This window comes from Aliivibrio sp. 1S175 (assembly GCF_001690985.1).
Taxonomy (GTDB): Bacteria; Pseudomonadota; Gammaproteobacteria; order Enterobacterales; family Vibrionaceae; genus Aliivibrio.
This window is the reverse complement of sequence record NZ_MAJS01000011.1, coordinates 57,494-82,458: the sequence shown is the minus strand read 5'-3', so window position 1 is coordinate 82,458 and position 24,965 is coordinate 57,494. Positions and strand designations below refer to the sequence as shown.

The following is a 24,965-nucleotide window of genomic DNA, read 5'->3' as shown; positions in this document are numbered from 1 at the left end:
GCTTTTTTTGTTTTTTCCCTTATTTATTATTACAATAAAACTATCTCTTTATTTCATGGATGTGCTTATGCTTTCTAAACGCTCATTAATTATTTTCTTTGTCGTCATATTCTCTGGATGTGCTACCTATGCAAGTTATAATTATGATCAATTATTCGGTAAGCAAAATGTTCAGCCCAGAATGCATGAGTATGATTCTCCTGAAAGCCTAAACTATTTAACTGACATTAAACCTCTTGTAGATAAACGATGCGTTGTTTGTCATGCGTGTTATGACGCGCCTTGCCAGCTAAAAATGTCTTCTGCTGAAGGGATGGATCGTGGAGCACATAAATCGCTTATATACCAAGGCACACGACTAGTTGCAGCTAATCCTACTCGTCTGTTTGAAGATGCTCAAACCACTCAAGAATGGCGTGATATTGGGTTCACACCTATTCTGAATGAACGAGAGCAAACAGAGATAGCGAATACAGATGCCAGTGTAATGGCTCGTATGTTAAACCTAAAACAAAACAATCCATTAGAAAAAGAAGCGCAATTAAGTGGTTATGATTTCTCTATCGATCGTGAGCAACAATGCCCAACCATTGAAGAAATGGCAGATTATGAATCTCAATATCCAAGCTGGGGAATGCCTTATGGAATGCCAGAGCTAAATAACTCAGAGCATAACTTACTTATGTCATGGCTTGAACAAGGCGCAAAAATGAGTGACATAGCACCTTTAACGGAAGACGAAATTACAAAAATAACTCGTTGGGAAGCGTTCTTTAATGGCGATTCATTAAAGCAACAACTCGCAAGTCGCTATTTATTTGAGCATCTATTTTTAAATAACCTTTATTTTTCAACAAATCCTAATGCGTTACGCTTTTTCAAATTGGTACGTTCTGCAACACCACCTGGAGAACCTATTTCTCTTATTGCAACTCGTCGCCCTTATGATAATCCAAAAGTTGAGCGTGTTTATTATCGCATAACCGCCGTTCGTAGTACTACAGTCGATAAAACTCACATGCCCTACTTACTTGACCAATCTCGATTTGATAAGTGGCAAAAATGGTTCGTAAATTCAAGTTACACTGTAACTAAACTCCCAAGTTATTCTACTGATATAGCGGCAAACCCATTAACGACATTTGTAGATTTGCCCGTAAATTCACGTTATCACTATTTATTAGATGAAGCGCAAGACACCATTCAAGGCTTTATTAAAGGTCCAGTCTGCCGTGGTCAGTTAGCTTTGAATGTGATTAACGATCATTTCTGGGTGTTCTTTGTCGATCCAGAAAAAGCAGACAACCCAGGTGTCACTAAATTTTACAGAGAACAAAAAAATAACTTAACGCTTCCTGCTGAGTTAGACAGTACAACGGTACCCATCACTAGCTGGATTCAATACTCACGTAATCAAGCTCGTTATTTAGAAGCAAAAAATACCTATTTAAATCAAGTATTCAGTAATGGCCAGCATTTAACACCAGAACTCGTTTGGAGTGGTGATAAAAATAATGATAATGCCGCATTAACAATTTATCGACATTTTGATAGTGCTTCGGTAATTAAAGGATTGAATGGCCCGACACCAAAAACCGCTTGGATCATTGATTACGCCTTGTTAGAACGAATTCATTACTTATTAGTCGCAGGTTTTGATGTTTATGGTAATTTTGGTCATCAACTAATGACGCGTATGTATATGGATTTTTTACGAATGGAAGGTGAGAGTAATTTTTTAACCTTACTACCAAAAGAGATCCGTCAGGAAGAATGGCAAAGTTGGTATCAAAACCCACCACCTCAGCTAAGTAAATATATGCAACGTGATGTTCAGCCTTTTGAACAACCAACAAAAATTCAATATCTAACGAATAACCCTAAAGCAGAGTTATTCTCTTTATTACGCAAACACATCGGTAATAACGCTTCAAGACGTTACAATCTATCAAATTCAAACTTAAACGATGCCTCTTTGCTTGCATTGCATCAAATAGAGACGATTAAAGGTAATGGTTTACAATATTTACCTCAAATCATCACCATAAAAGTTATTGCGAATTCTGATAAGCGCAGTGAGTTTTTCACTCTACTCAATACAAGTGCCCATACCAATATTTCGTCACTGTTTAATGAAGAAAAGAACCGAGATCCCTTACTTGACCGTTTTTCCATTCTCTATGGCGTGGTAGGTAGTTATCCTGCCGCCTTTTTAGAACTAGAAGAAACTCAATTAATTCGCTTTGTTAGCGAACTGAATCGCATTAGTACTGAAGAAGATTATGTTAAACTTCTCGATAATTTTGCAATTAGACGCAGCTCAGATAAATTTTGGGCTTATAGTGATGAATTAATAGAGTGGTACAGGGTACATTATCCAGTAGAAGCTGGCCTATTAGATTACAATCGATTTGAAAATCGTTAATTCTGACTGTTGCTCACTGAAAAGCTAGTGACTTCACGTTCCTCTGGATTAAAAAAAGGAAACTTTTCTTGTTAGAATCGTTATTTAAACATTCTCTTGATGCGTTCAGTGATGATTACAAGGCACTGTGTAAGCATCATTATCCAACAATTCATAATCGGGGAATGTCACCAGCTCACTTAAGCTCTGCATTTCATCGTCGATTGACATCTTTAGCAACAGACAAAGGACTACCGATTAATTGTTCGCTTTTTTTACATGATGTCGATCATCACCTCTATATATACACACTATTAATCGACACTAAAAAAGTATGGTGTATTTATCCGTTATTTCTTAATGCCAAAACGGAAGCTAAAACACAAATATTACTTTCGATTAATAAGTTGTTAAACGATGGCGAACTACATAAAGAAGATTACGTTGCTGTATTATGTGATCACTGGTTTGATAGAACTCGTAGTAGTAAAGCGCTATATCATTGGTGGAACGGTCACTTACCAGCAGCTTTTGAGTCTTATGCTGAGCAAGGGATTCAACATTTACCTTCAGAAGATAATTTTGCAGCTATCGTTGAAGAACGGTTTGAGCTAGCATGCCTTAATCACTCTATATATCATCCGCTAGAGTCGAATCAACAGCATGCTTTGCTTAAATACTTTTTATGCTTTGCCTTATTTCAATATCCAAAAAATCAGGATACGTTTTTTTTATTAACCTAACGATTCTTTTTCTGGTTCTTTAATTATATGTTCTAAATTAATGACACCTTTACAACCTAAATTCTCTATTTGCGTTTTATGTAATTGAGTATTTAAGTAAAAACCATACTGGTAACGAGTTGCACCGTTATCTGTTTTACACTCTTTTCTATAAACGATGTTACCAATCATACTCGGAAAAGATCGAATTCTTAATTCACAACTGCCTTCTTGCAATTTCCGTTCACTAGTAAAACCAAAACCCTTTTTGGAAACGTCCATTAATTTAATACTAACGAATGGCATTAAACGATGAGCCCAAAATATTTTTGCATTAACCGATTTTTTACATACAAATCTAGGCCAACGGCGTTTCAGTAAAAATTCCACATATCACCTTGAAGAAGTCTCTATGCCCCTATTTTCAACAAAAAAGGAGGATAATTCAATAAAATTATCCTCCTTTTTTGTGCGTATGGCATATTCTATTTTGGCTCAAAGAGTAATTAACCAAATCGATACATATTATAAATATAAATGAAATTAATCATTAAATAGCCTGATTAAACCCATTTAATTTAATAAACTTGAGCTAATTCTATTGGATAACCTCTTTCTAGTGCCAATCTTTCTGCTTCTCTTTCAATGTCTAATAATGCAAATTCAGGTATGTTCGACACCTGATTATTAAGTTTAATAATACGCTCTATCTCTTTGGCGCATTCAATTGCAGAAGAGGCTTTCACTATTTCAGCTCTAAAATAGCCATCTTCAGTATAAGAAATATTAGCGGCTCGCAAGGTAACATCATCTCCAGGGATCTGTTGTGCGCCATATAAAGGCTTTCCTGCAGGCGTTGCTTCTATAAAATCAGGCATAAATTGAGATAGATGACGAATCGCTCTCTGTGTTCTTTCTGTTTGAAGTGAAATTTCCCAGCCATTGGTCAACTTCTTATTAAATGCTTCTGGCAGTTTAGGTTGTGCAGAAAGGTCACAAGAACCAGATAAGCCATCTTTAAATAAAGTGATCTCTTCGGTCATACCGTGTAATTGAAAATAACCATTTGGATATGGCGTAAATTGAGCCATGCCCTGTGGTGTTCCACGCTCTCCATGGAAAATAATCTCAGGCCATTTACCAAATTGTGGTTTATCCCATTGAGCAACATACGCCGCTTTGAATTCAACCAACCTTTTTCGGTACTTGTTTGCTAAATCATCAATAATACCGGTTTTAAAGCCCGCGCTATTAATCACATAATCAAACTCACTAGAATGTTGTTGTCCTGAATGCAAATAACTTAGCGCCCACAGAGAATCGACGCCTTTATTTTCCGTTCTAGAAAGCTTATTTACACTTGAAGAAAAATGTAATTTGAGGTTAGCAAGGTTTGATAAGGTAAGTTGGGCGGTTGCTGCCATACGAAAGACACTCAAACCGTGTTCTTGAACAAGTGCTATTGGGTATTTTAATTCATTTAAATCAACCTGATTTGCGAAGGCGATTAACCAATCATCAAGAGAGGTAGGATTTTGTGTTGGCGCACGTTGAGCAATTTTTTCTAAATCCACTTTATTGTATGTTTTAAAATACTCGTCAGCAGGCCCAAAAACTTGGTTAGCACTGTTTTGTTGAATTAATTGGCCGTAGGTTTGTTGTAATAATTTTAATCTCGGCAATAATTCTTTTGGCTCCCCGGGATCATTTTTAGGTACCGCAATCACAGTAGGACGAATATTCACGGTATGAGGAAAATAACGAACGGTTTCGATAGACTCAGTTAATAAGGTGATGCACTGTTCATCAGAGATTTCTCGATAAAGATTTCCTCCCGCATGAAGGTGACAAATTGGTGGTCCATTCACTAGACTTGTGCCTTGCTCAAACACCTCAATATCAACATCGTATTGCGATAGATACATTGCGATACTAGAACCTGCAATACCGCCACCAATAATGGCTATTTTTTTACGTAAATGCGTTTTATCCATCTTATTTTTATCTATCCAAGGCTATTTTCTTATTGACTTAGCTATTTTACTTCGCGTCACAAAAAAATAACAGGATATAGTAAAAAAAAGCTTGCTTCATACTTTATATTTTTAATATTCAATGAGTTAAGCGTTTATTCAAATAGTTACCCACAGAAATTGTGGATAACTGTGAGTAACTGTCTATCCAAAAAAGGCTAGATTTAAAATTCGAACCACAACCCCAAGAAAAAATGTGCTAACCCCAATTCGGTACCATTTGTGCTCTTGTATTGATAAATCAATTCGTTTAACAAATAAGATACACGCACCACCCCAATCTGATGTTCTTCTTCCATATTGGGTAATAGCAAGTAATAGACAGATAACGCCAATGCCGATTAAAAGATTCTCTAAAATGGTCACAATAACATTCATACCCGTACTCCTTTACGTATTATTAGCACTACTATGACTTGAAAGTTGTAAATATGTAAATTAGCCAATAGTCTTAGAGTTATTTTCCACATCAGGAGGAAAGATGTTCTTATTCTGACTGGGATTTTGTTATACTCCTCACAACTTTATTTGATAATGTGAATGTAATGGAACAGCTTGAAGCCAAACTAAAAAAATTAGAAAAAAGAAATTACCGTAGCTACACCTCTATTAAGGGTGAGTACGATTTTACCGACTTCACTTTGTATATTGATAACGTTCAATCTGACCCATACGCTCCACCTTCTCGTCTTCGAGCGAAACGTGCTTGGTCATTAACTCACCTTCAGTGGCTACAAGAGACGTCTCTTGATTATCAACGTGCTGCTCGTGATTTCCTTGCTCGCCACTTTAGTTCATTACTTGAGAAAGACGCAACGCTATCTATTGCATTATCAGGACAAACTGTTTTAGACCATACTTCTGTTATTTTTGATGATGAAGGTATTGAGCTTCGCTATAACATGAATCTACCGGCTGATGGTCGTGAGATTTTAGCTAAACGAGCAATTAATATTTTGACATTCCATATGCCAAAATACGTTCGTCGTACTTTATTAGCTCGTGAATTGCCAATTGAAGAGCTAAAAGAACATTGTAAAGTTATTGTTGACCAAGTCGCCCTTCGTCGCCAGCTTGCTGAACATAACTTGGTTGCTTTCGTTGCTAACGGCAGTATTTTACCGCGTATCGCAGGTAATAATGATCGTCCAATGAAAGAAGCCATTCCTTTTCAAAGCCCTGAATCTTTAGAAATTGAATTATCGACACCAAACCGTGGCTTAATTAAAGGCATGGGGATCCCTAAAGGGATCACGCTAATTGTTGGTGGTGGTTTCCACGGTAAATCGACGTTATTGAATGCATTAGAGCGATCTATTTATGACCACATCCCTGGAGATGGCCGTGAATATATCGTAACCGAAGAATCAACCACTAAAATTCAAGCGGAAGATGGACGCTGTGTTCATAGTTTGAACCTATCTAACTACATTAATCACCTACCAATGGGTAAAGATACGACGTGTTTCTCTACTCAAGATGCGTCGGGTTCTACATCACAAGCGGCATGGCTTCAAGAATCATTAGAAGCTCAAGCTCAAACGCTATTAATTGATGAAGATACGTCTGCAACTAACTTCATGATCCGTGATGAACGTATGCAAGCATTAGTTAATAATGGTGCTGAACCTATCACTCCATTAGTTGACCGCATTGGCCAGTTACGTGATGAAATGGGCGTTTCTACTATTTTGGTTATGGGCGGTTCAGGTGATTACCTTGATGTTGCTGATACCGTAATTCAAATGCACGACTATCAAGCAGTTGATGTCACTAAAAAAGCAAAAGAAGTCGTTATTTCTCACCCTACTACACGTGTTAGAGAGGGGTCGGAGCATTTACTTCCAACTCAAACTCGCCAACTAAACCGCTCTTCTCTTCAGGCTATCCTGCAAGAAGGTAAATTCCGTATTCAAGCAAGAAACAAGAATACATTGCGCTTTGGTCGTGAATTGGTTGATATTACCGCGATGTCTCAACTTCAATCTTCTGCACAAGTTCACGCAATTGGTTGGATGTGGTTCCAATTATCTCAAACCCCAGGTTGGGAACAAAACCCTATTGAGTTTATTGCTCAACAACTTCATGATAATTGGCATGAATTAATGCCAAAACATGGTGACCTAGCTAAGCCTCGTGTTATCGAAGTGATGGCAACATTAAACAGAATGCGAGTTGCTGATTTTAAGTAATTCCATCCATAATTTAAGCCTCCGATTTCGGGGGCTTTTTTTTGTATTTAATTTCATTAATTTAACAAAAACCAAACAAATAAGTTGCATTTAAAGAGAAAACCATGAGTTAACACTAGATAAAAGTGAATAATTACTTTTTTTTAATGAATAGTATTCCACTTTAAAATAAAACAGTGTAACCTCCATATTACTGAATGAATACGGAAGTTTAGTGAATAATAATGCTAAGGATTAGCTTTTTATTAACTAGTAGTAATCGAGAGATTTATGCAAAATTCAAGTGAGATACCACAAATGAGTAAGAAGAAGAATCTTCTAATGTTCCTTATCCCATCACTAATTGGTTTGTTCCTGTTTATGGCGCCAATCACTTACAATGGTGATATTACAATTCCTGTTGCTGTATTAGCAAAAACGATTCAAGCATTATTTGGTGAGCATTTAGTAGCGATGGTTACTGGCATCATTATTTTTATGTCTGTAATCACGATTATTGCTAAAATCATCAAGCCTAGCATTATCACAAACAACGCCTTTTTATTTGGTTTGCTAAACCCTACCCCTCTTTGGTTTGTGGTTCGCTTAATTGGTGGCGTAGCTGCTGCAATGGTTTTCTTTCAGGTTGGTCCTGAAGTTATTTGGGAACCAAACACCGGTGGTTTAGTTCTTAATGACCTTCTACCTGTACTTTTCTCTGTATTTATTTTTGCAGGATTACTACTCCCATTATTACTTAACTTCGGATTGCTTGAACTCTTTGGTGCTCTTCTAAGTAAAGTAATGCGCCCTGTATTTAATTTACCTGGCCGCTCTGCAATTGACTGTATGGCTTCTTGGTTAGGTGATGGCTCTGTTGGTATCCTTTTAACCAGCAAACAATACGAAGAAAAGTTTTACACTCAACGTGAAGCTGCCGTCGTTGGTACTACATTCTCTGCAGTCTCAATTACTTTTAGCTTAGTAGTTATCGCACAAGTTGAACTAGAAAGTTACTTCTTACCATTCTACTTAACAGTATGTTTAGCGGGTGTTGTTGCGGCAATCATTATTCCTCGCTTACCTCCTCTTAGCCGTAAAAAAGATTTATTCATCGATGGTACAGAACGTGCTGCAGATGCTGAAGTTATCCCTGAAGGTTATACCACTTTCTCTTGGGGTCTTGAGCAAGCAATGAATAAAGCATCAAAAGTAACCTCTATTAGAAGTGTATTTGGTGAAGGCGTTAAAAACGCAGTTGATATGGTTTTTGGTGTATTACCGGTCGTAATGGCACTTGGTACCGTTGCTTTAGTTATCGCTGAATACACCTCTGTGTTTTCTACCTTGGGTCAACCTTTTATTCCTTTCTTAGAATTACTTGGTGTTCCTTATGCGGTAGAAGCATCGCAAACAATTGTTGTTGGTTTTGCTGATATGTTCATACCATCAATCATCGCAGCATCGATTGATAGTGAGATGACTCGTTTTGTTATCGCTGCAATGTCAGTAACACAGCTTATCTATATGTCTGAAGTGGGTGCATTACTGCTTGGTAGTAAAATTCCAGTCAACATCTTTGAGTTGTTCGCAATCTTCATTCTACGTACATTGATTACGTTACCTGTTATTGCTGGTATGGCTCATTTGATTTTTTAATCAGTGATACACTTTAGTTAACATTTTCAAAGGCGAACTTTTAAAGTTCGCCTTTTTTATGTCTAATCATTATTGCTTAGCTTCATTTATTAAACATAAAAAAAGAGCCTAAATTTCTTTAGACTCTTTTGGGAATAACATTATCAGTGAAATAACGACTGATTGTATGATTATTTATTCGTATCTACTTTCTTATTTATAAAAAGCTTCAACTGTACCTTTTAGGGTAATCATAAGAGGTTGACCACGACGATCTAATGCTTTTGGAGAAGGAATTTTTACCCAACCTTCACTGATGCAGTATTCTTCAACATCTGTACGCTCTTTACCATTAAGTCGAATACCAATATGGTGTTCAAAACATTCTGCCACATGATGTGGGCTGCGAGGATTACCTGAAAGGTGATCTGGTAAAGCTGGTTGTGCGTTAATGTCGCTCATATTCGTGACCTATAGAAAATAAAAGTGCGCCATTGTAGACAATATAACGCCAACTCTCAAGCGCATCAGGAATAAATTGCGTTGATATAATTAATTATTTAATAGATTGATTTAAAAGTAATAATTATCACTTTAGATAGAACCTATCTGGATGCAACTTTCTATTATTTAAACTCGTGTTCACAAAAAAGCCAAGAGTCTTAAACACTTGGCTTTGATTTTATCTAATTATTAAATGTACGTTAAGAATTGTATGTTGTTGATGAAACATCGCCACCTTTACCAGTCCAATTCGTGTGGAAAAACTCGCCTCTCGGTTTATCTAAACGCTCATACGTATGCGCACCAAAGTAGTCACGCTGAGCTTGTAATAGATTTGCAGGTAAACGAGCGGTTGTATATCCATCTAGGAATGTTAATGCTGATGTCATACAAGGCATTGGAATACCAACTTCCATTGATTTAGATGCAACTTTACGCCATGCAGATAAACTGTCTTCTAGAATCCCTTTAAAGTAACTGTCTGAGCCCAGGAATGACAATTCCGGATCGATATCATACGCATCACGAATATTACCCAAGAAAGCAGAACGAATAATACAACCACCACGCCACATTAACGCTACGTTACCGTAATTCAAATCCCAACCGTTTTCATTCGACGCTTCACGCATCAACATAAAACCTTGTGCGTACGAGATAATTTTTGAAGCTAGCAGCGCTTGACGTAATGCGTCAATCCACGCGGTCTTATCCCCTTCAATTGGAGTAATTGTTTTACTAAATAATTGCTCCGCTTCTATACGTTGATCTTTCAATGCAGATAAGCAGCGAGAAAAAACAGATTCTGTGATTAACGTTAATGGTATGCCCATATCAAGTGCATTGATACCCGTCCATTTACCTGTGCCTTTTTGTCCCGCGGTATCAAGAATTTTCTCAACTAATGGCTCACCATCAGTATCTTTATAACCTAAGATATCTGCTGTTATCTCAACCAAATAGCTGTTTAGTTCGGTTTCATTCCAATCCATGAAGACAGATTGCATCTCATCATGCGTCATGCCTAAACCGTCTTTCATGAACTGATACGCTTCTGTAATTAATTGCATATCGCCATATTCGATGCCGTTATGCACCATTTTCACAAAATGACCAGCACCGTCATTGCCAACCCAATCACAACAAGGTTCATTATTCTCTGTTTTTGCAGAGATAGCTTGGAAAATAGGTTTTACAAATGGCCATGCTTCTGGTGATCCACCAGGCATGATTGAAGGGCCAAAACGCGCGCCTTCTTCACCACCAGAAACACCGGTACCGATAAAGTAAATGCCTTTTTCTTTTAATGCTGCAACTCGACGGTTTGTGTCTGGGAAATTCGTGTTGCCACCATCAATAATAATGTCGCCTTTATCTAGTAAAGGAGCAAGCTTATCAATAAAGGCATCAACAACATCACCAGCACGAACCATTAACATAATTTTACGAGGCGTTTCTAGCTTCTCAACTAGCTCTTCTAAAGAATAAGCCCCTACAATGTTAGTTCCTTTTGCTGGACCTTCTAAAAATTCATCTACTTTTGCCGCGGTTCGGTTATGAGCAACTACTTTAAAACCATGATCGTTCATATTTAAGATAAGGTTTTGGCCCATTACTGCTAAGCCGATTACACCGATATCACCTTTCATATATTTCTCCAAAATTTGTATTGTGCAAGCACTCTATTTATTAAATGATTTGCGCTGCTGCATCTAAATCTAAAAACCACTCAGTTCGACCCATGGTTGATTGGATCTTTGCTGCCGGATAGGACAACTGTTCTGCTGGTGTTGTATTAATCTCGTGTACGATGTCTGCCTTGCCTTTACCTAAAACTAAATAGCTAATACGTTTTGCGGCTTGCAATACTTTGGCTGTTTTTGAAACTCGACGCTGACCTGACTCTGGATGAATCGCGACAAGAGTAAGATTTGAATCACTATAATCGGTAACGTTTGGAAATAAAGAGGCCGTATGACCATCAGCTCCAACACCTAATAGGATCCAATCAAATACTGGAATACCGTCTTGTTGCGGAATGACATCACGCATTTCTTGTGCAAAACGAATCACTTCTTTTTCTGGGTCATTTTCACCTTGAATTCGGTGAATATTCTCTTCAGGAATTGTGATATGTGAAAACAACAACTCGTTCGCTTCGCCATAATTACTTTCTGTATCATCCGGTGCAACACAACGTTCATCCCCCCACCAAAAATGGAGGTTATCCCATTGAATAGACTTTGCGTATGATTCAGATGCTAACAATGAAAACAGCATCTTAGGCGTACTGCCACCAGAAAGTGATACATGCACTGGTTTACCTTGCTCACTTAACGCTTTTAATTCATCAGCAAGGCTAACCACAACTTGTTCCGGTGTTTGAAATATTTGATGATTTATCATAATTCACAATAATCCGTATCAGTTAAGTTTTTACAAGGAAAGCGCCATGCTCGATTGTCTCGCTCTAACAATTGATCCGCTTCTTTTGGCCCCCACGTTCCACAAGCGTAGCCAAATAGTGATTGAGGATCTTGCTTAAAATCTAGTATCGGTTGCACAAACTTCCAACATGCATTTACCGCATCACTGCGAGCAAAAAGTGTTGCGTCACCGTTTAGCGCATCTAAGAGTAATCTCTCGTATGCCGTTAACATGGTTGTTTCAGTTAATGACTGATAATGAAAATCCATTGATACGTCTTTTACTTTAAAGCCAGAACCCGGCTCTTTTAAACCAAAACGCATTTGGATCCCTTCATCAGGTTGAATTCGGATCACTAATTTGTTTTCTGGCGCATTTGCTGCAAACGCTGGGTGCGGTGTTTTCTTAAAGTGAACAACAACCTCAGTGACACGAGTTGGAAGGCGCTTACCAGTACGAACATAAAAAGGAACCCCATTCCAACGCCAGTTGTTAATGAACATTTTCAAACCAACGTACGTTTCTGTTCGTGAATCATCAGCAACGCCATGTTCATCACGGTAACTTGGTAAGAACTTACCTCTTACTTCAGACTCAGTGTATTGACCCAAAACGAGGTTATTTCTTAAATCATCATCTGAAATAGGTTGTAAACTTTTCAGCACTTTTGCTATTTCATCACGCATTGCATCTGCATTTATCGCTGAAGGTGATTCCATACCAACCATTGCCAATACTTGTAACAGATGATTTTGAAACATATCACGCATAGCACCAGAGCCATCGTAATAACCACCACGCTCTTCTACACCTAAAAACTCTGAACCTGTGATCTCTACGTATTCAATGAAATTACGGTTCCACAGAGGTTCAAACATCACGTTAGAAAATCGTAATACCAATAAGTTTTGAACCGTTTCTTTACCTAAATAATGATCAATACGGTAGATTTGATGCTCTTCAAAATGCTTATGAATATCTTTACCTAATTGCAATGCAGAAGCTAAATCGTAGCCAAAAGGTTTCTCAATGATTAAACGCTTCCAGCCATTTGATTCATCATTCAAGCCATGAGCAGCTAAGCATGATGGGATTACACCATAAAGACTTGGTGGTGTTGCTAAATAAAAAAGCGTATTTTGCTGTTCTAGTTGATATTTTTCAGCTAATAAATCTAACTTTGTCACCAACAGACCATAGTCTTGAACGTCTGAAGTGTTCAACGCTTGATAATGCAAATGCTCACAAAACTTAACTAATGTTTCAGGATCTGTTTTCTCCATTTCTTGCAGAGAATTCTTCATTTTTTCTCGATATGACTCGTCATCATATTGAGTTCGGCTAACGCCTAAAATAGAGAAAGAATCAGAGAGTTGATTGCTAGCGTATAAATGATATAGAGCGGGGATAAGCTTTCGGTACGTGAGATCACCAGAAGCCCCAAAAATTACAATGGTATTGTTGTCCGATATTGTCATTATTTTTCTATCCGGTAGACATCAAAGTATTTATCTATAATAGAAACAATAACGTAATTTTACTAATCAATTTTAGTTATTATATTGATAGGCAAAACCGAACGATCAAGTGCCCATAATTAAACTGCGGCTTTTATCCTAAGTTAATGACATTAATTTTTAGGAAGATGCCAATGATCAAAAGAAACTTCTACCGGCATGCCTTCAACCCATTCATGTTCGAGTAACCCACCGACAAAGGTTATTTTTACTTTCAGTAATGCTTTTGTTCCTTCAAATGGTTTTGCTAACTGCGCTGGAAGTTTCGACGTTAATCCTATAGAGGATGAAACCCTTGCATCCACTTTTTTACCATTAGGTAGAGTCACGGTGACAAGAGTTCCTAATGTCGCCTTCTCAATATGTTTGGGTTCTAAATAACTAATCACATAAGGAGCAACATCAGGTGATATCGTAACGAGAGGATCACCTACATTAACCTGTTGTCCCAATAAGGTATTAATATCAATAACCACTCCCATATAAGGTGCAGTTATAAGCAATTCATTTATTTGGTTTTTTTTAGTTGTTAGGCTTTGATTTAGTTGCCTTGTTACTTGTGCTATCCCACCAGCAACTAACCTTTGCTTTTGCGCAATTTTAGCTTGGTTTAATGCGATGTAAGCATTAGTTAAGTTATTTTGAGCTGTATTATAAAGCCCAATAATCGAAGCATAATCAACTTGTGATACTTTTCCCTCATTGGCATATTTATCATAATTTCCTTTAATTGTTCTAATTTTTGCTAAATTCAATTTAGCTGCACTAATTGCAGAGATATAAGGTGAAAAATCCTCGGTTATTTTTTCTTTCTTCTCATACGCCAACATCTCCAGTTCATTTTCAATGAAAGCAATTTCTTCCTCTAAAACTGGCGTTTCTAATGTTATCAACAGTTGTTCTTCTAATACAAACTCGCTGTCTTTAACATCAATCACATCGACGATACCAGATTGAGTCGCTGTTATTACGACAGGACCCGTCGTTATTATCCCAAGCGCAGTCGTAAATAAATGCAGCTTAGCGAACGTATAAATCATGAAGATAATTGGGCTAAAAATGATAGCTAAGATCAAATACCATCGTATACGATAACCGCCCCGCTTCTCGCTACCATACATCACTTTCATTCCTTTTTCTGATGTGGGATTTTTCTTTTTATCTAAATGAAATTTAACGTCCATAATCACTAAAACCTTTTTCCGCGTTTAAGTACCCACCATGGAGCCATGCTAGATTCTTCATGACTTCGCCTAACGACTTCATTTATCATTGAAAATGCGGTTACCACTCGCATAAATAAGGCATAAAAAGGATAAATAAATAACCATAAAATCATTTCACGGTCTTCTTTTATCCGTTCTGAAATTAGAAACATATAAACCAAAAATGTGATTATTACAAAAACCAAATAGACAACATATAAACAACTCAACACTGCTAAGACAACAGTGGTGGGATAAAAAAGAAATAAATAGATATTAAATAACGTAATTAGAATCGGGAAAAGTACCGCTTGAAGAACCCCGTAGCAGAGTAGATATAAAAAACTTGGCCAACCCAAGAGCTTAGGATTCAACCCTTGCTTATGTTTTCTTAAATAAAGAAACAGAAGATCCCCATCCCAACGTAGTCGCTGATCTATTAATGTTTTAAAAGTATCAGGGACATCGGTATGCCCTATTGCGCGCGGTGAAAAATTCAACTCAAGATTTGGGTACCGTTTTTTATATTGCTTTAATCTCATCGTCAAATCTAAATCTTCTGCGGTGTGAGTATCCCAACCACCCACCTGTTTTAATATTGGCTTTCTAAACGCACCAAACGCACCTGATATATTATTAAGTAAACCCCATGTTGCCATTCCTGTTTTACTGGTTTGCATTGACATCATGTACTCTAGTGCCTGCATTTTAGTCCAGAAACTATCGTTATGATTTCTAACCCTTAATGCTCCACCACATGCGATTACATCTTGAGAGTGGAAAGATTTGGCCATTTTAAGTGCCATATCATTATCAAAAGATGTATCACCATCAACATTAATAATAAGATTATATCTTGCCTCTGATAACCCTGTATTTAATGTCGATACTCTTCCTCCTCTCTGCCATTTTGGTAATAATCTGACTGTTTTATTTCTTCGAGATAATGACTTTTGCTTTGAATTGGCTACATATTTCATCGCTGAGGCATAGGTGTATTTATTTTGTTTAGCACCATCAATAACAATCAGTATTTCTATTGGACTCGGATATATTTGCTCAAGTAAGGTATTGATTGTTTTTTCAATTCCATGGCCTTCAGAATAACAGGTGATAATGAAGCTTATAGGAGGGTAAGTCGTCTCTGTTATCTGATTGTCTTTCCATGACCAATGTAAAACACCAATAAAGACAAACAACAACAGTGGTACTTCCACAATCAACATAATAGGTAAAAAGGTAGCAATAAGCTCCCAATAATTAGTTAATGTCCCTAAAATTAAGGTTAGTACATGCTGGAACTCACTCATCGTCAACCCCATCCAATACACCATTTAACCAAGTCAATGCACTATGAGTTAATGACTTAGCAGGAAGTGACCAAGCATAAATATGTAATGTAATTAAATCCGATTCAATGTCCGCTGAAATATCAGCGATTTTTTTCTCAATAATACCAATAGAGTCAATCGGCGTTATCGGCATTAAAAGCAACATTAATTCAGAACTGTACTGACAACAAATATCGGTATCTCTTAATAAACCATTAAAATGGTTGGATATCTCAGCAATAAGTTGTAAACGTTTAACTTCACCAAATGTCTGAGAGAAATCATCAACGCCTGACAGTTTAACTCCAACTAAAAGATGGCTTTGCTTATGTCTTATCGCAAGTTTATTAACCCATACCAATAAATTATGAAATGAGTTTTTATCGATTAGGCTATTTAACGTAAGCGCTTGTTCAACGGGTCTTCCCCCATAAAGCATAAGATCTTTAACTTGCTCGCCGACCTTAAACTGACTGATAGGACGAGCAATAAGGTTATTCACTTCATTAATAGTAAAACACGATAGACAACGAGCTCGAACAAGAGATTCGGAGAAGGCGAGTTGGCAATCCCCACATTTATAGAGTTCTAATGGCCTATCATAATCAACGCCAATATGACGTAATTGAGTAAAACAATTAGGACACGCTAATATACTTTGCTTTAAGAAGTGCTCTTCTCTATCAACTTTCCCGCAAGTAAAACAATGTAATGATGTCGACTCCTCAATATTAGTACTTTTACAATCAGGACAAGTTTCAATATAGTTTAAATGCCCACTATGACAAAAAGTACATAGTCTAATTTTATCTATGGTTTTTTCTTTTTCTAAATACCCTCTTTTTTCTTCTAATTGTAAATAATGGTAAGGTTCATAATCGTCACCAAAATAACACGCTAATAAAGGATAAAAATACAGATCAGTTCGTTCACTTTGACATAAAGGCAATAGTTTACGATCAGCCCCAAGCCATAACCAAGCGAGTAATTTATCAATGGGGGCTTCTTTAACAAGGGTCAGTTTATGTAAATGCCGTTGCCATTGTTCATCAAGATTGGAAGGTTCAAAGACGCCATCAGATAAATACGGGCTCAAGGTACTTTCTTGTAGAACATAGATGGTACAATTCCAAACTGAATAATCAGAATGCAATGTCTTAAGTATCTGGTTTTGCTGCTTTGGATTTAAGCAAAGTATAAGAATTGATGGGGTTAATAATGTTAATTCTTCTAAGTTATTAATATATATTAGCGTCAGTTCATTACTCGTAATAGGAATATCATTACCAATGGCATACGCTGATATATGGTTATTTTTTTCTATCTCCATACAATAACTCCATAAAGTATTTATACCATTACAAACCTCAGTGCTCTCCTCCAACAAAATACAGATACTTGTAATTATTATTTTATAAGTATAGTGAAGTATTTTTCTTTAGCACAAAAAAAACCATTTAATTAATTTTCAAACAAAACAGTCTGAATAATAATTAAACGGTCTCTAGTTACGCACAAATACAATTAACAATACCACCATTTAAGTGATCGTTACTTGGCGCTTAATACCTCTGCGGGATGCAATCGACTTGCTCTTCTGGCTGGATACCATGTCGCAATGGCACTTAAAATAATGGCCGTTCCCGTTACGATAGCCACATCACTCCACACTAATTCTGATGGTAAAAAGTCAACAAAATAGATATCACCGGATAAAAACTGGTGCCCTATTAGTGACTCTACCCCCTTAATCATGGGCGTTAAATTTAATGCCACAAATGAACCAAGAGCTGAACCCGCTAAGCTGCCTGTTACTCCCGAGAAGATCCCTTGGCATACGAAGATACGTTTAATTAACCCATCATTCGCGCCCATGGTTCTTAATATAGCAATGTCTCCAGAGCGATCTTTTACTGCCATCATTAACGTAGACACAATATTAAAACAGGCAACTCCAATCACTAAAACCATGACAAGGTACATAATAGAACGTACTAATTGAATGTCTCGGTATAGATAGCCATACTTTTGAATCCAACTGCGCAAGTAAACATATTCAGTTAGTGTTCCACCGACTTCTCTAACAATATCTTGAGCATTAAGAACGCTGCTCACTTGCAGTGACACACCAGTGACGCTGTCACCTAAATTGATATATTGCTGTGCATCTTTTAGAGGAACAATCGCTAAACCATGATCAACTTGCCCACCCAATGAGAGTAAACCCACTACTTGCAGTCGTTGCCTCTTTGGTGAACGCAGCTGCTTATCGCTATTTTCATCCGGGATCATCGCCGTGATCCAATCGCCAACCTTAACATTTAAAGTATCAGCTACACCTTTACCTAAAATCACACTTTGGTGATCCGCTTCAAATTTTTCCCAAGCGTCTTTATCTATGAATTGAGGTAACTTAGACACCGAAGCTTCTAATAAAGGCTCAACCCCTCTAACTTCAACCGCTTTTAGTTTACTGCCTCTTTCTAATAACGCCGTAAACCGAACATAAGGTGCAGCACCCGTTACTTTAGGGTGTTGTTTGGCTTGGCTCATCATAGTTTGCCAATCATCAATTGGTCGTTTGACGCCTTCAAGCTCTGCATGAGGAATAACAGACAATACACGATTTTGTAACTCTCGTTCAAAACCATTCATCGCAGAAAGGCCGATGATAATAACGGCAACACCGATAGCGATACCAAGGGTTGATGAGATAGAAATGAACGACACCATTTTATTACGCTGCTTTGCACGAGCGAAACGACTACCAATAAAAAGAGAAAGCGGTGAAAACATTACGCCTCCTGCTCTTGATTACTGTTTGAGCGAATCGTTTCTGTAATAAATCGACCATCTTGCATACTTAACTGTTTATCTAATTTTCCAGCTAATTCATTATCATGCGTAACAACTAAAAAGGCAGTGCCTGATTCTTGGTTCAATTCTCGCATTAAATTATAAATATCTAATGCTGTTTTATGATCCAAGTTACCTGTTGGTTCATCAGCAAGAACTAAAGCAGGCTTGTTGACTAACGCACGTGCAATCGCCACACGTTGACGCTCACCACCTGACAGTTCAGAAGGACGGTGTTCAATCCGATGAGCAAGTCCGACTTTCTCAAGCAACTCTGTCGCTCTTCTCGCCGCTTCTTTCTTATTGACCCCGCCGATAAGTAACGGCATTGCGACATTTTCTAACGCACTAAAATCAGAAAGAAGGTGGTGGAATTGGTATACAAAACCAATGTGTTGATTACGGATCTTAGCTTGTTTATTAGCACTGAGTTTAGTCAATTCATGTTCTTGAAAGCGAACGGTACCGCCAGTTGGTTCATCAAGAGCGCCAAGAATATGTAGTAGCGTACTTTTACCAGAGCCTGATGACCCAACAATCGCCACCAATTCGCTCTCATTAATCTGAAAATCAACCCCTTTTAGCACTTCAGTTTCCATTGTTCCTTCTTGGTAAACCTTATGAATACCCTGACAAACTAATAATGGCTTACTCATATCTTAATGCCTCTGCTGGTTGTACGACTGCCGCTCGATAAGATGGGAATACAGTCGCTAATAAACTTAATAAAATTGCTAGAATAATCACTACACAAACTTGCAACGGTTCAACCTGTGCAGGTAAAGAGCCACCAACGGTAAATAGAGACAGACCAAATGTAGAAAGAATAACGTTAATATTACTGGCAAACAGTACACCTAACGCCCCCCCAACAAGCGACCCAATCACCCCACTACTTGCACCTTGCACCATAAAAATAGAAAGTACTTGATTACTTGTCATACCTTGTGTTTTTAATATCGCGACTTCAGCTTGCTTCTCCATCACCACCATAATAAGTGCAGAGATAATGTTAAATGCAGCAATGGCAACAATCAGACCAAGCATTAGGCCCATCATATTTTTTTCCATTTTTACCGCTTGGAATAATTCACCGCGCTGATCACGCCAATCACTCCATGTCATATCATTTTCTAAAGGCAGCTTTGCTAATTCAGTCACCTGGAACGGGTCGTCAAAAAATAAGCGCCACCCTGTAATATTGCCTTTTTTTAGCTTCATCAATCGAGCGGTATCTTGAATGTTCGCCACCATTAACTGGCCATCAACATCAGAACCTGTATTAAATACACCAACAATTTTAAAATTACGTTGACTTGGAATACGCCCTAATGGTGTATATTGGCTGGCATTGGTCACCATAATACGCACAGTGTCACCATACCTAACATTCAACTCACGCGCTAATTTTGAACCTAAGAAAATGCCATATTCACCGGCTTTAAGCTGGCGCACATTACCTGAAACTAATTCATAAGCAATAGGATCATATTCATTAGGGTCAATCCCGACGAGTATTCCTGCACTTAAACCTTGAGCACTTTGTATGATAGCTTCGCCACGAACAACCGGGGTAACTTGAGTGACATGAGGTAAACTTGCGACGTAATTTCTTTCATCATCTGATGGTGTGATTTGATCATCAGCACTTGAAATCACCGCTTGTGGTAATACCCCTAAAATACGATCTTTTAGTTGTGCTTCAAAACCATTCATTACAGATAACACCGTCACTAAAGACAACACTCCAATGGTGATACCTGCTGTAGACATATAAGAGATAAAACGGCTGAATCTATCGCCCGAACGCCCTCTTAAGTATCGCAATCCTATAAACACTGATACTGGATGAAACATAAACTCTCTCAATCACACTTATTACAAGCTATAACAATGTTTTCATTCTATCACGTAAAATACTGGTATTTATTCCTTTTTTTACTCTACTCTTACTCAAAGTTACATATTAAACACTTGCTGATACCCAGTGACTTCGCCATAATCAGAGAATAATAATAAATAAAGGGACACTTATGTCACATGATGAATACTTTTCAGTTCATTACGATTTAACCATCAATGTTGAGCCTCTTGCTTTAGACACGACACTACCTGATACAGTAACGTTTGAACGCGAGATCCCTGCACCATTTCGAGTTGCCCAAGAATGTAGCTCACTCGATGATGTTTCTGAAAACGAACTTTCTTTCTTAAAATTAGATGACGGTAAACGTTTAGCTAATTACCTTAATAATCAAAATCAAAAACTCAATTTATTGCTCTCTTATCTGTTAATTCAACAAGATAATAAAACTTATCGTCATAAAACAGTCTCATTTGGAGCAAGTAAGTTCACCTACGAAAGTAAGGTCGCGTTAACTCTTACTCAAAAAGCCAAAGTAAAACTGTTCCTTGAGCATCCACCTTCTGCAATTTATTGCTATGCTCAAGTAACACAATGTACTCAGACTGATACTGGGTATACGATTGAGATGAGTTATGATCTCCTTCGTGATATTGACCAAGATTTACTGATCAAAGCCGCGCTGTTCCAGCAACAAAAAGTGCTAAAACTTCGCGCCCTAGAACGAAACTTAACCTAATAACTGAATATCCTGATGCCTATAAAAAACTTACTGTCATTAACATTACCGACAAAAGCGAACGACACTCGTTCTGTTGGTAACTTAACGGGTTCTTCTCTAGCACTTGCAATTGCAGAGATTGAGCAACAACACACTGGTCCTGTCGTGGTTGCGGTTACTGAGCCGCAATTGGCGTTTCGTTTACAAAATGAAATTAACCAATTTAGCCAACATTCAGTAGAGGTTTTTCCTGATTGGGAAACCCTTCCTTACGACAGTTTTTCTCCGCATCAGGACATCATTTCTGACCGTTTATCACGCCTATATCATTTGCCTCAGCAAAAAGATGGCACGCTAATCGTTCCTGTTAGTACCTTATTGCAACGTCAATCACCGCAATCTTTCTTACACAAGCACGCATTAGTTGTAAACGTCGGTGATCACCTATCGTTTGATAAGCTAAAATTACAGCTAGAAAAATCCGGTTATTTACACGTTGACCAAGTAATGAGTCACGGTGAATACGCAAGCCGAGGTTCTATTCTTGATTTATTCCCTATGGGTAATGCACACCCGTATCGTATCGACTTTTTTGATGATGAAATTGACACCATTCGTCAATTTGACCCTGATAACCAACGTACTATTGAAGAAGTAAAATCAATCAACCTACTGCCTGCGCATGAGTTTCCAACCGATGATGTAGCGATTGAAGATTTCCGTATTCGCTGGCGCCAACGCTTTGATGCACGTCGTGAGCCAGAGTCGGTTTATCAACAGATCAGCAAAGGCGCTTGGCCTGCGGGTATCGAATATTGGCAACCGCTGTTCTTTGATGAAACGGAAACTTTGTTTGATTACCTGCCAGATAACACATTACTGGTTACTATTGGTGATATAGAAAAAGCAGCCAATGATTTCTTAGCCGATGCTGAATACCGCTATGATCAACGTCGAGTGGATCCATTACGCCCTCTTCTTCCAGTAAATGAGCTGTGGCTTCAAACGACGGATATGTTTGGTTTATTCAAACAATACCCACGAGTTAAGTTATCTAAAGAAGCCGAAATAGAAAAAGCAGGTCGATTTAATCCTGATTTATTAGAATTACCAGAGATTGCAATTCAGCACCAAAATAAAGAACCCTTCGCTCAATTTCGTCAATTCTATGAGAAATTCAGTGGTCAGGTTATCTTCTCTGTTGAATCTGAAGGTCGTCGTGAAGCGTTACTTGAATTACTAGCTCGTATTAAGTTAAAGCCAGCTATTTGTAATTCAATGACTGACGCGGTTACGCACAAAAATAAAGCAACTTTAGTTATTGGCTCGGCTGAACACGGCTTTATTCTTCAAAATCCATGTGTTGCCTTTATTTGTGAAAGCGATTTACTGGGTGAGCGAGTAATTCAACGTCGCCGTCGTGGTGATAACAAATCAATCAACAGCAATACACTAATCCGTAACTTAGCTGAACTGAAAATTGGACAGCCAGTCGTTCATATCGATCACGGTATTGGACGTTACATGGGGCTTCAAACATTAGACGTTGGCGATATGCCAGCTGAATACATGATGTTAGAATACCTAAACGAAACTAAGCTGTATGTTCCTGTCTCTTCTTTAAATCTCATTAGCCGATACTCTGCGGGCGCAGACGATTCAGCACCAATCAGTAAATTAGGCAGTGAAACGTGGAGTAAAGCCCGTCGTAAAGCGGCTGAAAAAGTGCGCGACGTGGCCGCTGAATTACTTGATGTCTACGCAAAGCGCGCCATTAAACCTGGTTTTGCCTTTAAGCAAGATCGTAATGCTTACGCTGATTTCAGATCAAGCTTCCCGTTTGAAGAAACACACGACCAAGAAATAGCCATTAACGATGTATTATCTGATATGTGCCAAGCCAAAGCAATGGATCGCCTCGTGTGTGGTGACGTTGGTTTTGGCAAAACAGAAGTGGCAATGCGTGCAGCATTCTTAGCAACGCACAATGAAAAGCAAGTGGCAGTATTAGTTCCTACCACTCTACTTGCGCAGCAGCATTTTGAGAATTTCCGAGATCGTTTTGCTAACTTCCCAATTCGAGTGGAAGTGTTGTCTCGCTTTAAATCCGCCAAAGAGCAAAAAGACATATTAGCTGCCACTGCGGAAGGGAAAGTGGATATCCTAATCGGCACACACAAATTACTGCAAGACAGTATCAAGTTTGAAGATCTTGGCTTACTGGTTGTAGATGAAGAACACCGCTTTGGTGTGCGTCAAAAAGAAAAAGTCAAAGCGATGCGCTCGGACGTTGATATTCTAACGTTAACGGCAACGCCAATTCCAAGAACGTTGAATATGGCAATGAGTGGAATGCGTGATTTATCCATCATCGCCACACCACCGGCTCGTCGATTAGCAATTAAAACCTTTGTGCGTGAAAAAGCGGATGACGTGATCAAAGAAGCGATTCTTCGTGAGATCAAACGTGGTGGGCAAGTGTATGTTCTGCATAACAATGTAGAAACGATTCAGAACGCCGCTGAAGAGATTGAAAAACTGATCCCTGAGGCTCGAGTTACCTTAGCTCATGGTCAAATGCGCGAACGTGAATTAGAACGCATCATGGGTGATTTTTATCATCAGCGGTTCAATGTTCTCGTTTGTACAACGATTATTGAAACCGGTATTGATGTTCCAACTGCCAACACCATTATCATGGATCGCGCCGATAAGCTCGGTTTAGCACAACTACACCAATTACGTGGTCGTGTAGGTCGCTCACACCATCAAGCTTATGCGTATTTATTAACCCCACACCCAAAATCTATTAGTAAGGATGCCGTTAAACGTTTAGATGCTATCGCATCTCTTGAAGATTTAGGGGCCGGTTTTACTCTAGCAACACACGATTTAGAAATTCGTGGCGCTGGTGAATTACTGGGTGATGGTCAAAGTGGTCAGATACAATCTGTCGGTTTTACCCTTTACATGGAAATGCTAGAGCAAGCGGTAGAAGCATTAAAAGAAGGCAGAGAGCCTTCACTTGATGACCTATTACGTGAGCAAACAGAAGTAGAACTGCGCTTGCCTGCATTAATTCCAGAAGATTACATTCCGGATGTAAACACGCGTTTATCTTTATATAAGCGAATTGCGAGTGTGACAAGCAATGGTGAATTAGATGAACTTAAAGTAGAAATTATCGATCGCTTTGGATCATTACCAGAAGCAACTCAAACTCTACTGGTTAGTTCAGAAGTTAAAATGCTTGCTGCGTCATTAAAAGTGAAGAAATTAGAAGCACATGGTAATGGTGGTTATATTGAATTTGAACCTACCGCTGACATAAACCCTATGTTCCTTGTGTCATTATTGCAAAAAGATCCAACCGGTTTTGCGCTAGATGGCCCAACCAAGGTTAAATTTATAAAAGACTTAACTGAGAGACAAGTGCGAATTAAATACGTAATGGACTTGCTCAAATTGTTTTACGAAAATAGAATCTAACTATTAGATTTAAATAATAAGAAAATACTAATTTTTGGTCTTGATTATGGACAACCAAGACTTTAAAGAACCATTTCACTGGA

At 38.1% G+C, this 24,965-nt stretch carries 19 protein-coding genes; 6 read left to right on the top strand and 13 right to left on the bottom strand.

The window, feature by feature from the left end; all coding sequences use genetic code 11:
• Nucleotides 1–67: 67 nt before the first annotated feature.
• Nucleotides 68–2,425 (top strand): fatty acid cis/trans isomerase, encoded by a 2,358-nt coding sequence (locus A6E06_RS05605; RefSeq protein WP_065593162.1) that lies wholly within the window; start codon nt 68–70, stop codon nt 2,423–2,425.
• Nucleotides 2,426–2,493: 68 nt separating this feature from the next.
• Nucleotides 2,494–3,147: a hypothetical protein gene (locus A6E06_RS05600; protein WP_065593163.1), complete on the top strand. Its 654-nt coding sequence runs from the start codon at nt 2,494–2,496 to the stop codon at nt 3,145–3,147.
• Here the strand turns inward: A6E06_RS05600 and A6E06_RS05595 are convergent.
• The 3 genes from A6E06_RS05595 to A6E06_RS05585 all read right to left on the bottom strand — a co-directional run bounded on the left by A6E06_RS05595 (nt 3,139) and on the right by A6E06_RS05585 (nt 5,537).
• On the bottom strand, nt 3,139–3,516 hold the full coding sequence (locus A6E06_RS05595) for a hypothetical protein (RefSeq protein WP_065593164.1): 378 nt from the start codon (nt 3,514–3,516) through the stop codon (nt 3,139–3,141). The genes A6E06_RS05600 and A6E06_RS05595 overlap by 9 nt on opposite strands.
• Before the next feature lie 188 nt (nt 3,517–3,704).
• Nucleotides 3,705–5,120, bottom strand: coding sequence for an FAD-dependent oxidoreductase (locus tag A6E06_RS05590; protein WP_065593165.1), 1,416 nt, complete (start codon nt 5,118–5,120; stop codon nt 3,705–3,707).
• 183 nt (nt 5,121–5,303) lie between these two features.
• Nucleotides 5,304–5,537: a hypothetical protein gene (locus A6E06_RS05585; RefSeq protein ID WP_065593166.1), complete on the bottom strand. Its 234-nt coding sequence runs from the start codon at nt 5,535–5,537 to the stop codon at nt 5,304–5,306.
• 167 nt (nt 5,538–5,704) lie between these two features.
• On the opposite strand from A6E06_RS05585, the gene A6E06_RS05580 reads away from it, so the two are divergent.
• The gene (locus A6E06_RS05580; RefSeq protein WP_065593167.1) at nt 5,705–7,351 is read left to right on the top strand and encodes an ABC-ATPase domain-containing protein; all 1,647 of its coding nucleotides are present in this window, start codon (nt 5,705–5,707) and stop codon (nt 7,349–7,351) included.
• A gap of 270 nt (nt 7,352–7,621) precedes the next feature.
• Nucleotides 7,622–8,989, top strand: coding sequence for a YjiH family protein (locus A6E06_RS05575; protein ID WP_065593168.1), 1,368 nt, complete (start codon nt 7,622–7,624; stop codon nt 8,987–8,989).
• Between the two features lie 192 nt (nt 8,990–9,181).
• On the opposite strand, the gene A6E06_RS05570 is transcribed toward A6E06_RS05575, so the two are convergent.
• The 10 genes from A6E06_RS05570 to lolC form a co-directional block, all read right to left on the bottom strand.
• Complete coding sequence (locus tag A6E06_RS05570; protein ID WP_065593169.1) at nt 9,182–9,430, bottom strand: DUF3297 family protein; 249 nt, start codon at nt 9,428–9,430, stop codon at nt 9,182–9,184.
• 242 nt (nt 9,431–9,672) lie between these two features.
• Nucleotides 9,673–11,121, bottom strand: a complete 1,449-nt coding sequence (gene gnd / locus A6E06_RS05565) for a decarboxylating NADP(+)-dependent phosphogluconate dehydrogenase (protein ID WP_065593170.1) — start codon at nt 11,119–11,121, stop codon at nt 9,673–9,675.
• A 40-nt stretch (nt 11,122–11,161) separates the two neighbouring features.
• Complete coding sequence (pgl, locus tag A6E06_RS05560; RefSeq protein WP_065593171.1) at nt 11,162–11,878, bottom strand: 6-phosphogluconolactonase; 717 nt, start codon at nt 11,876–11,878, stop codon at nt 11,162–11,164.
• Complete coding sequence (zwf, locus tag A6E06_RS05555; protein WP_065593172.1) at nt 11,875–13,377, bottom strand: glucose-6-phosphate dehydrogenase; 1,503 nt, start codon at nt 13,375–13,377, stop codon at nt 11,875–11,877. Before zwf ends, pgl begins: the two co-directional genes overlap by 4 nt.
• Nucleotides 13,378–13,529: 152 nt before the next feature.
• Nucleotides 13,530–14,600, bottom strand: coding sequence for an HlyD family secretion protein (locus A6E06_RS05550; protein ID WP_065593173.1), 1,071 nt, complete (start codon nt 14,598–14,600; stop codon nt 13,530–13,532).
• A gap of 5 nt (nt 14,601–14,605) precedes the next feature.
• A complete protein-coding gene (locus A6E06_RS05545) occupies nt 14,606–15,931 on the bottom strand; it encodes a glycosyltransferase (protein ID WP_065593217.1) in 1,326 nt (441 codons plus the stop codon).
• The gene (locus A6E06_RS05540; RefSeq protein WP_065593174.1) at nt 15,924–17,282 is read right to left on the bottom strand and encodes a hypothetical protein; all 1,359 of its coding nucleotides are present in this window, start codon (nt 17,280–17,282) and stop codon (nt 15,924–15,926) included. Before A6E06_RS05540 ends, A6E06_RS05545 begins: the two co-directional genes overlap by 8 nt.
• 221 nt (nt 17,283–17,503) lie before the next feature.
• Nucleotides 17,504–18,748: a lipoprotein-releasing ABC transporter permease subunit LolE gene (gene lolE, locus A6E06_RS05535; protein WP_065593175.1), complete on the bottom strand. Its 1,245-nt coding sequence runs from the start codon at nt 18,746–18,748 to the stop codon at nt 17,504–17,506.
• Nucleotides 18,748–19,464 carry a lipoprotein-releasing ABC transporter ATP-binding protein LolD gene (gene lolD, locus A6E06_RS05530; protein ID WP_065593176.1) on the bottom strand — a complete coding sequence of 239 codons (717 nt, stop codon included), beginning with the start codon at nt 19,462–19,464 and terminating at the stop codon, nt 18,748–18,750. Before lolD ends, lolE begins: the two co-directional genes overlap by 1 nt.
• On the bottom strand, nt 19,457–20,665 hold the full coding sequence (gene lolC, locus A6E06_RS05525) for a lipoprotein-releasing ABC transporter permease subunit LolC (RefSeq protein ID WP_065593177.1): 1,209 nt from the start codon (nt 20,663–20,665) through the stop codon (nt 19,457–19,459). Before lolC ends, lolD begins: the two co-directional genes overlap by 8 nt.
• 176 nt (nt 20,666–20,841) lie before the next feature.
• Between lolC and A6E06_RS05520 the strand changes: the two genes are divergently transcribed.
• Nucleotides 20,842–21,411, top strand: a complete 570-nt coding sequence (locus tag A6E06_RS05520) for a hypothetical protein (RefSeq protein WP_065593178.1) — start codon at nt 20,842–20,844, stop codon at nt 21,409–21,411.
• A gap of 15 nt (nt 21,412–21,426) precedes the next feature.
• Complete coding sequence (gene mfd, locus A6E06_RS05515) at nt 21,427–24,882, top strand: transcription-repair coupling factor (protein ID WP_065593179.1); 3,456 nt, start codon at nt 21,427–21,429, stop codon at nt 24,880–24,882.
• Nucleotides 24,883–24,965: the final 83 nt, after the last annotated feature.

Excerpts from the sequence above, each read along its gene's own strand:
- A6E06_RS05605 (WP_065593162.1), top strand. The coding sequence starts at position 68 with ATGCTTTCTAAACGCTCATTAATTATTTTCTTTGTCGTCATATTCTCT.
- A6E06_RS05590 (WP_065593165.1), bottom strand. The coding sequence starts at position 5,120 with ATGGATAAAACGCATTTACGTAAAAAAATAGCCATTATTGGTGGCGGT.
- A6E06_RS05585 (WP_065593166.1), bottom strand. The coding sequence starts at position 5,537 with ATGAATGTTATTGTGACCATTTTAGAGAATCTTTTAATCGGCATTGGC.
- A6E06_RS05580 (WP_065593167.1), top strand. The coding sequence starts at position 5,705 with ATGGAACAGCTTGAAGCCAAACTAAAAAAATTAGAAAAAAGAAATTAC.
- A6E06_RS05575 (WP_065593168.1), top strand. The coding sequence starts at position 7,622 with ATGCAAAATTCAAGTGAGATACCACAAATGAGTAAGAAGAAGAATCTT.
- A6E06_RS05570 (WP_065593169.1), bottom strand. The coding sequence starts at position 9,430 with ATGAGCGACATTAACGCACAACCAGCTTTACCAGATCACCTTTCAGGT.
- gnd (WP_065593170.1), bottom strand. The coding sequence starts at position 11,121 with ATGAAAGGTGATATCGGTGTAATCGGCTTAGCAGTAATGGGCCAAAAC.
- pgl (WP_065593171.1), bottom strand. The coding sequence starts at position 11,878 with ATGATAAATCATCAAATATTTCAAACACCGGAACAAGTTGTGGTTAGC.
- zwf (WP_065593172.1), bottom strand. The coding sequence starts at position 13,377 with ATGACAATATCGGACAACAATACCATTGTAATTTTTGGGGCTTCTGGT.
- A6E06_RS05550 (WP_065593173.1), bottom strand. The coding sequence starts at position 14,600 with ATGGACGTTAAATTTCATTTAGATAAAAAGAAAAATCCCACATCAGAA.
- A6E06_RS05545 (WP_065593217.1), bottom strand. The coding sequence starts at position 15,931 with ATGAGTGAGTTCCAGCATGTACTAACCTTAATTTTAGGGACATTAACT.
- A6E06_RS05540 (WP_065593174.1), bottom strand. The coding sequence starts at position 17,282 with ATGGAGATAGAAAAAAATAACCATATATCAGCGTATGCCATTGGTAAT.
- lolE (WP_065593175.1), bottom strand. The coding sequence starts at position 18,748 with ATGTTTTCACCGCTTTCTCTTTTTATTGGTAGTCGTTTCGCTCGTGCA.
- lolD (WP_065593176.1), bottom strand. The coding sequence starts at position 19,464 with ATGAGTAAGCCATTATTAGTTTGTCAGGGTATTCATAAGGTTTACCAA.
- lolC (WP_065593177.1), bottom strand. The coding sequence starts at position 20,665 with ATGTTTCATCCAGTATCAGTGTTTATAGGATTGCGATACTTAAGAGGG.
- A6E06_RS05520 (WP_065593178.1), top strand. The coding sequence starts at position 20,842 with ATGTCACATGATGAATACTTTTCAGTTCATTACGATTTAACCATCAAT.
- mfd (WP_065593179.1), top strand. The coding sequence starts at position 21,427 with ATGCCTATAAAAAACTTACTGTCATTAACATTACCGACAAAAGCGAAC.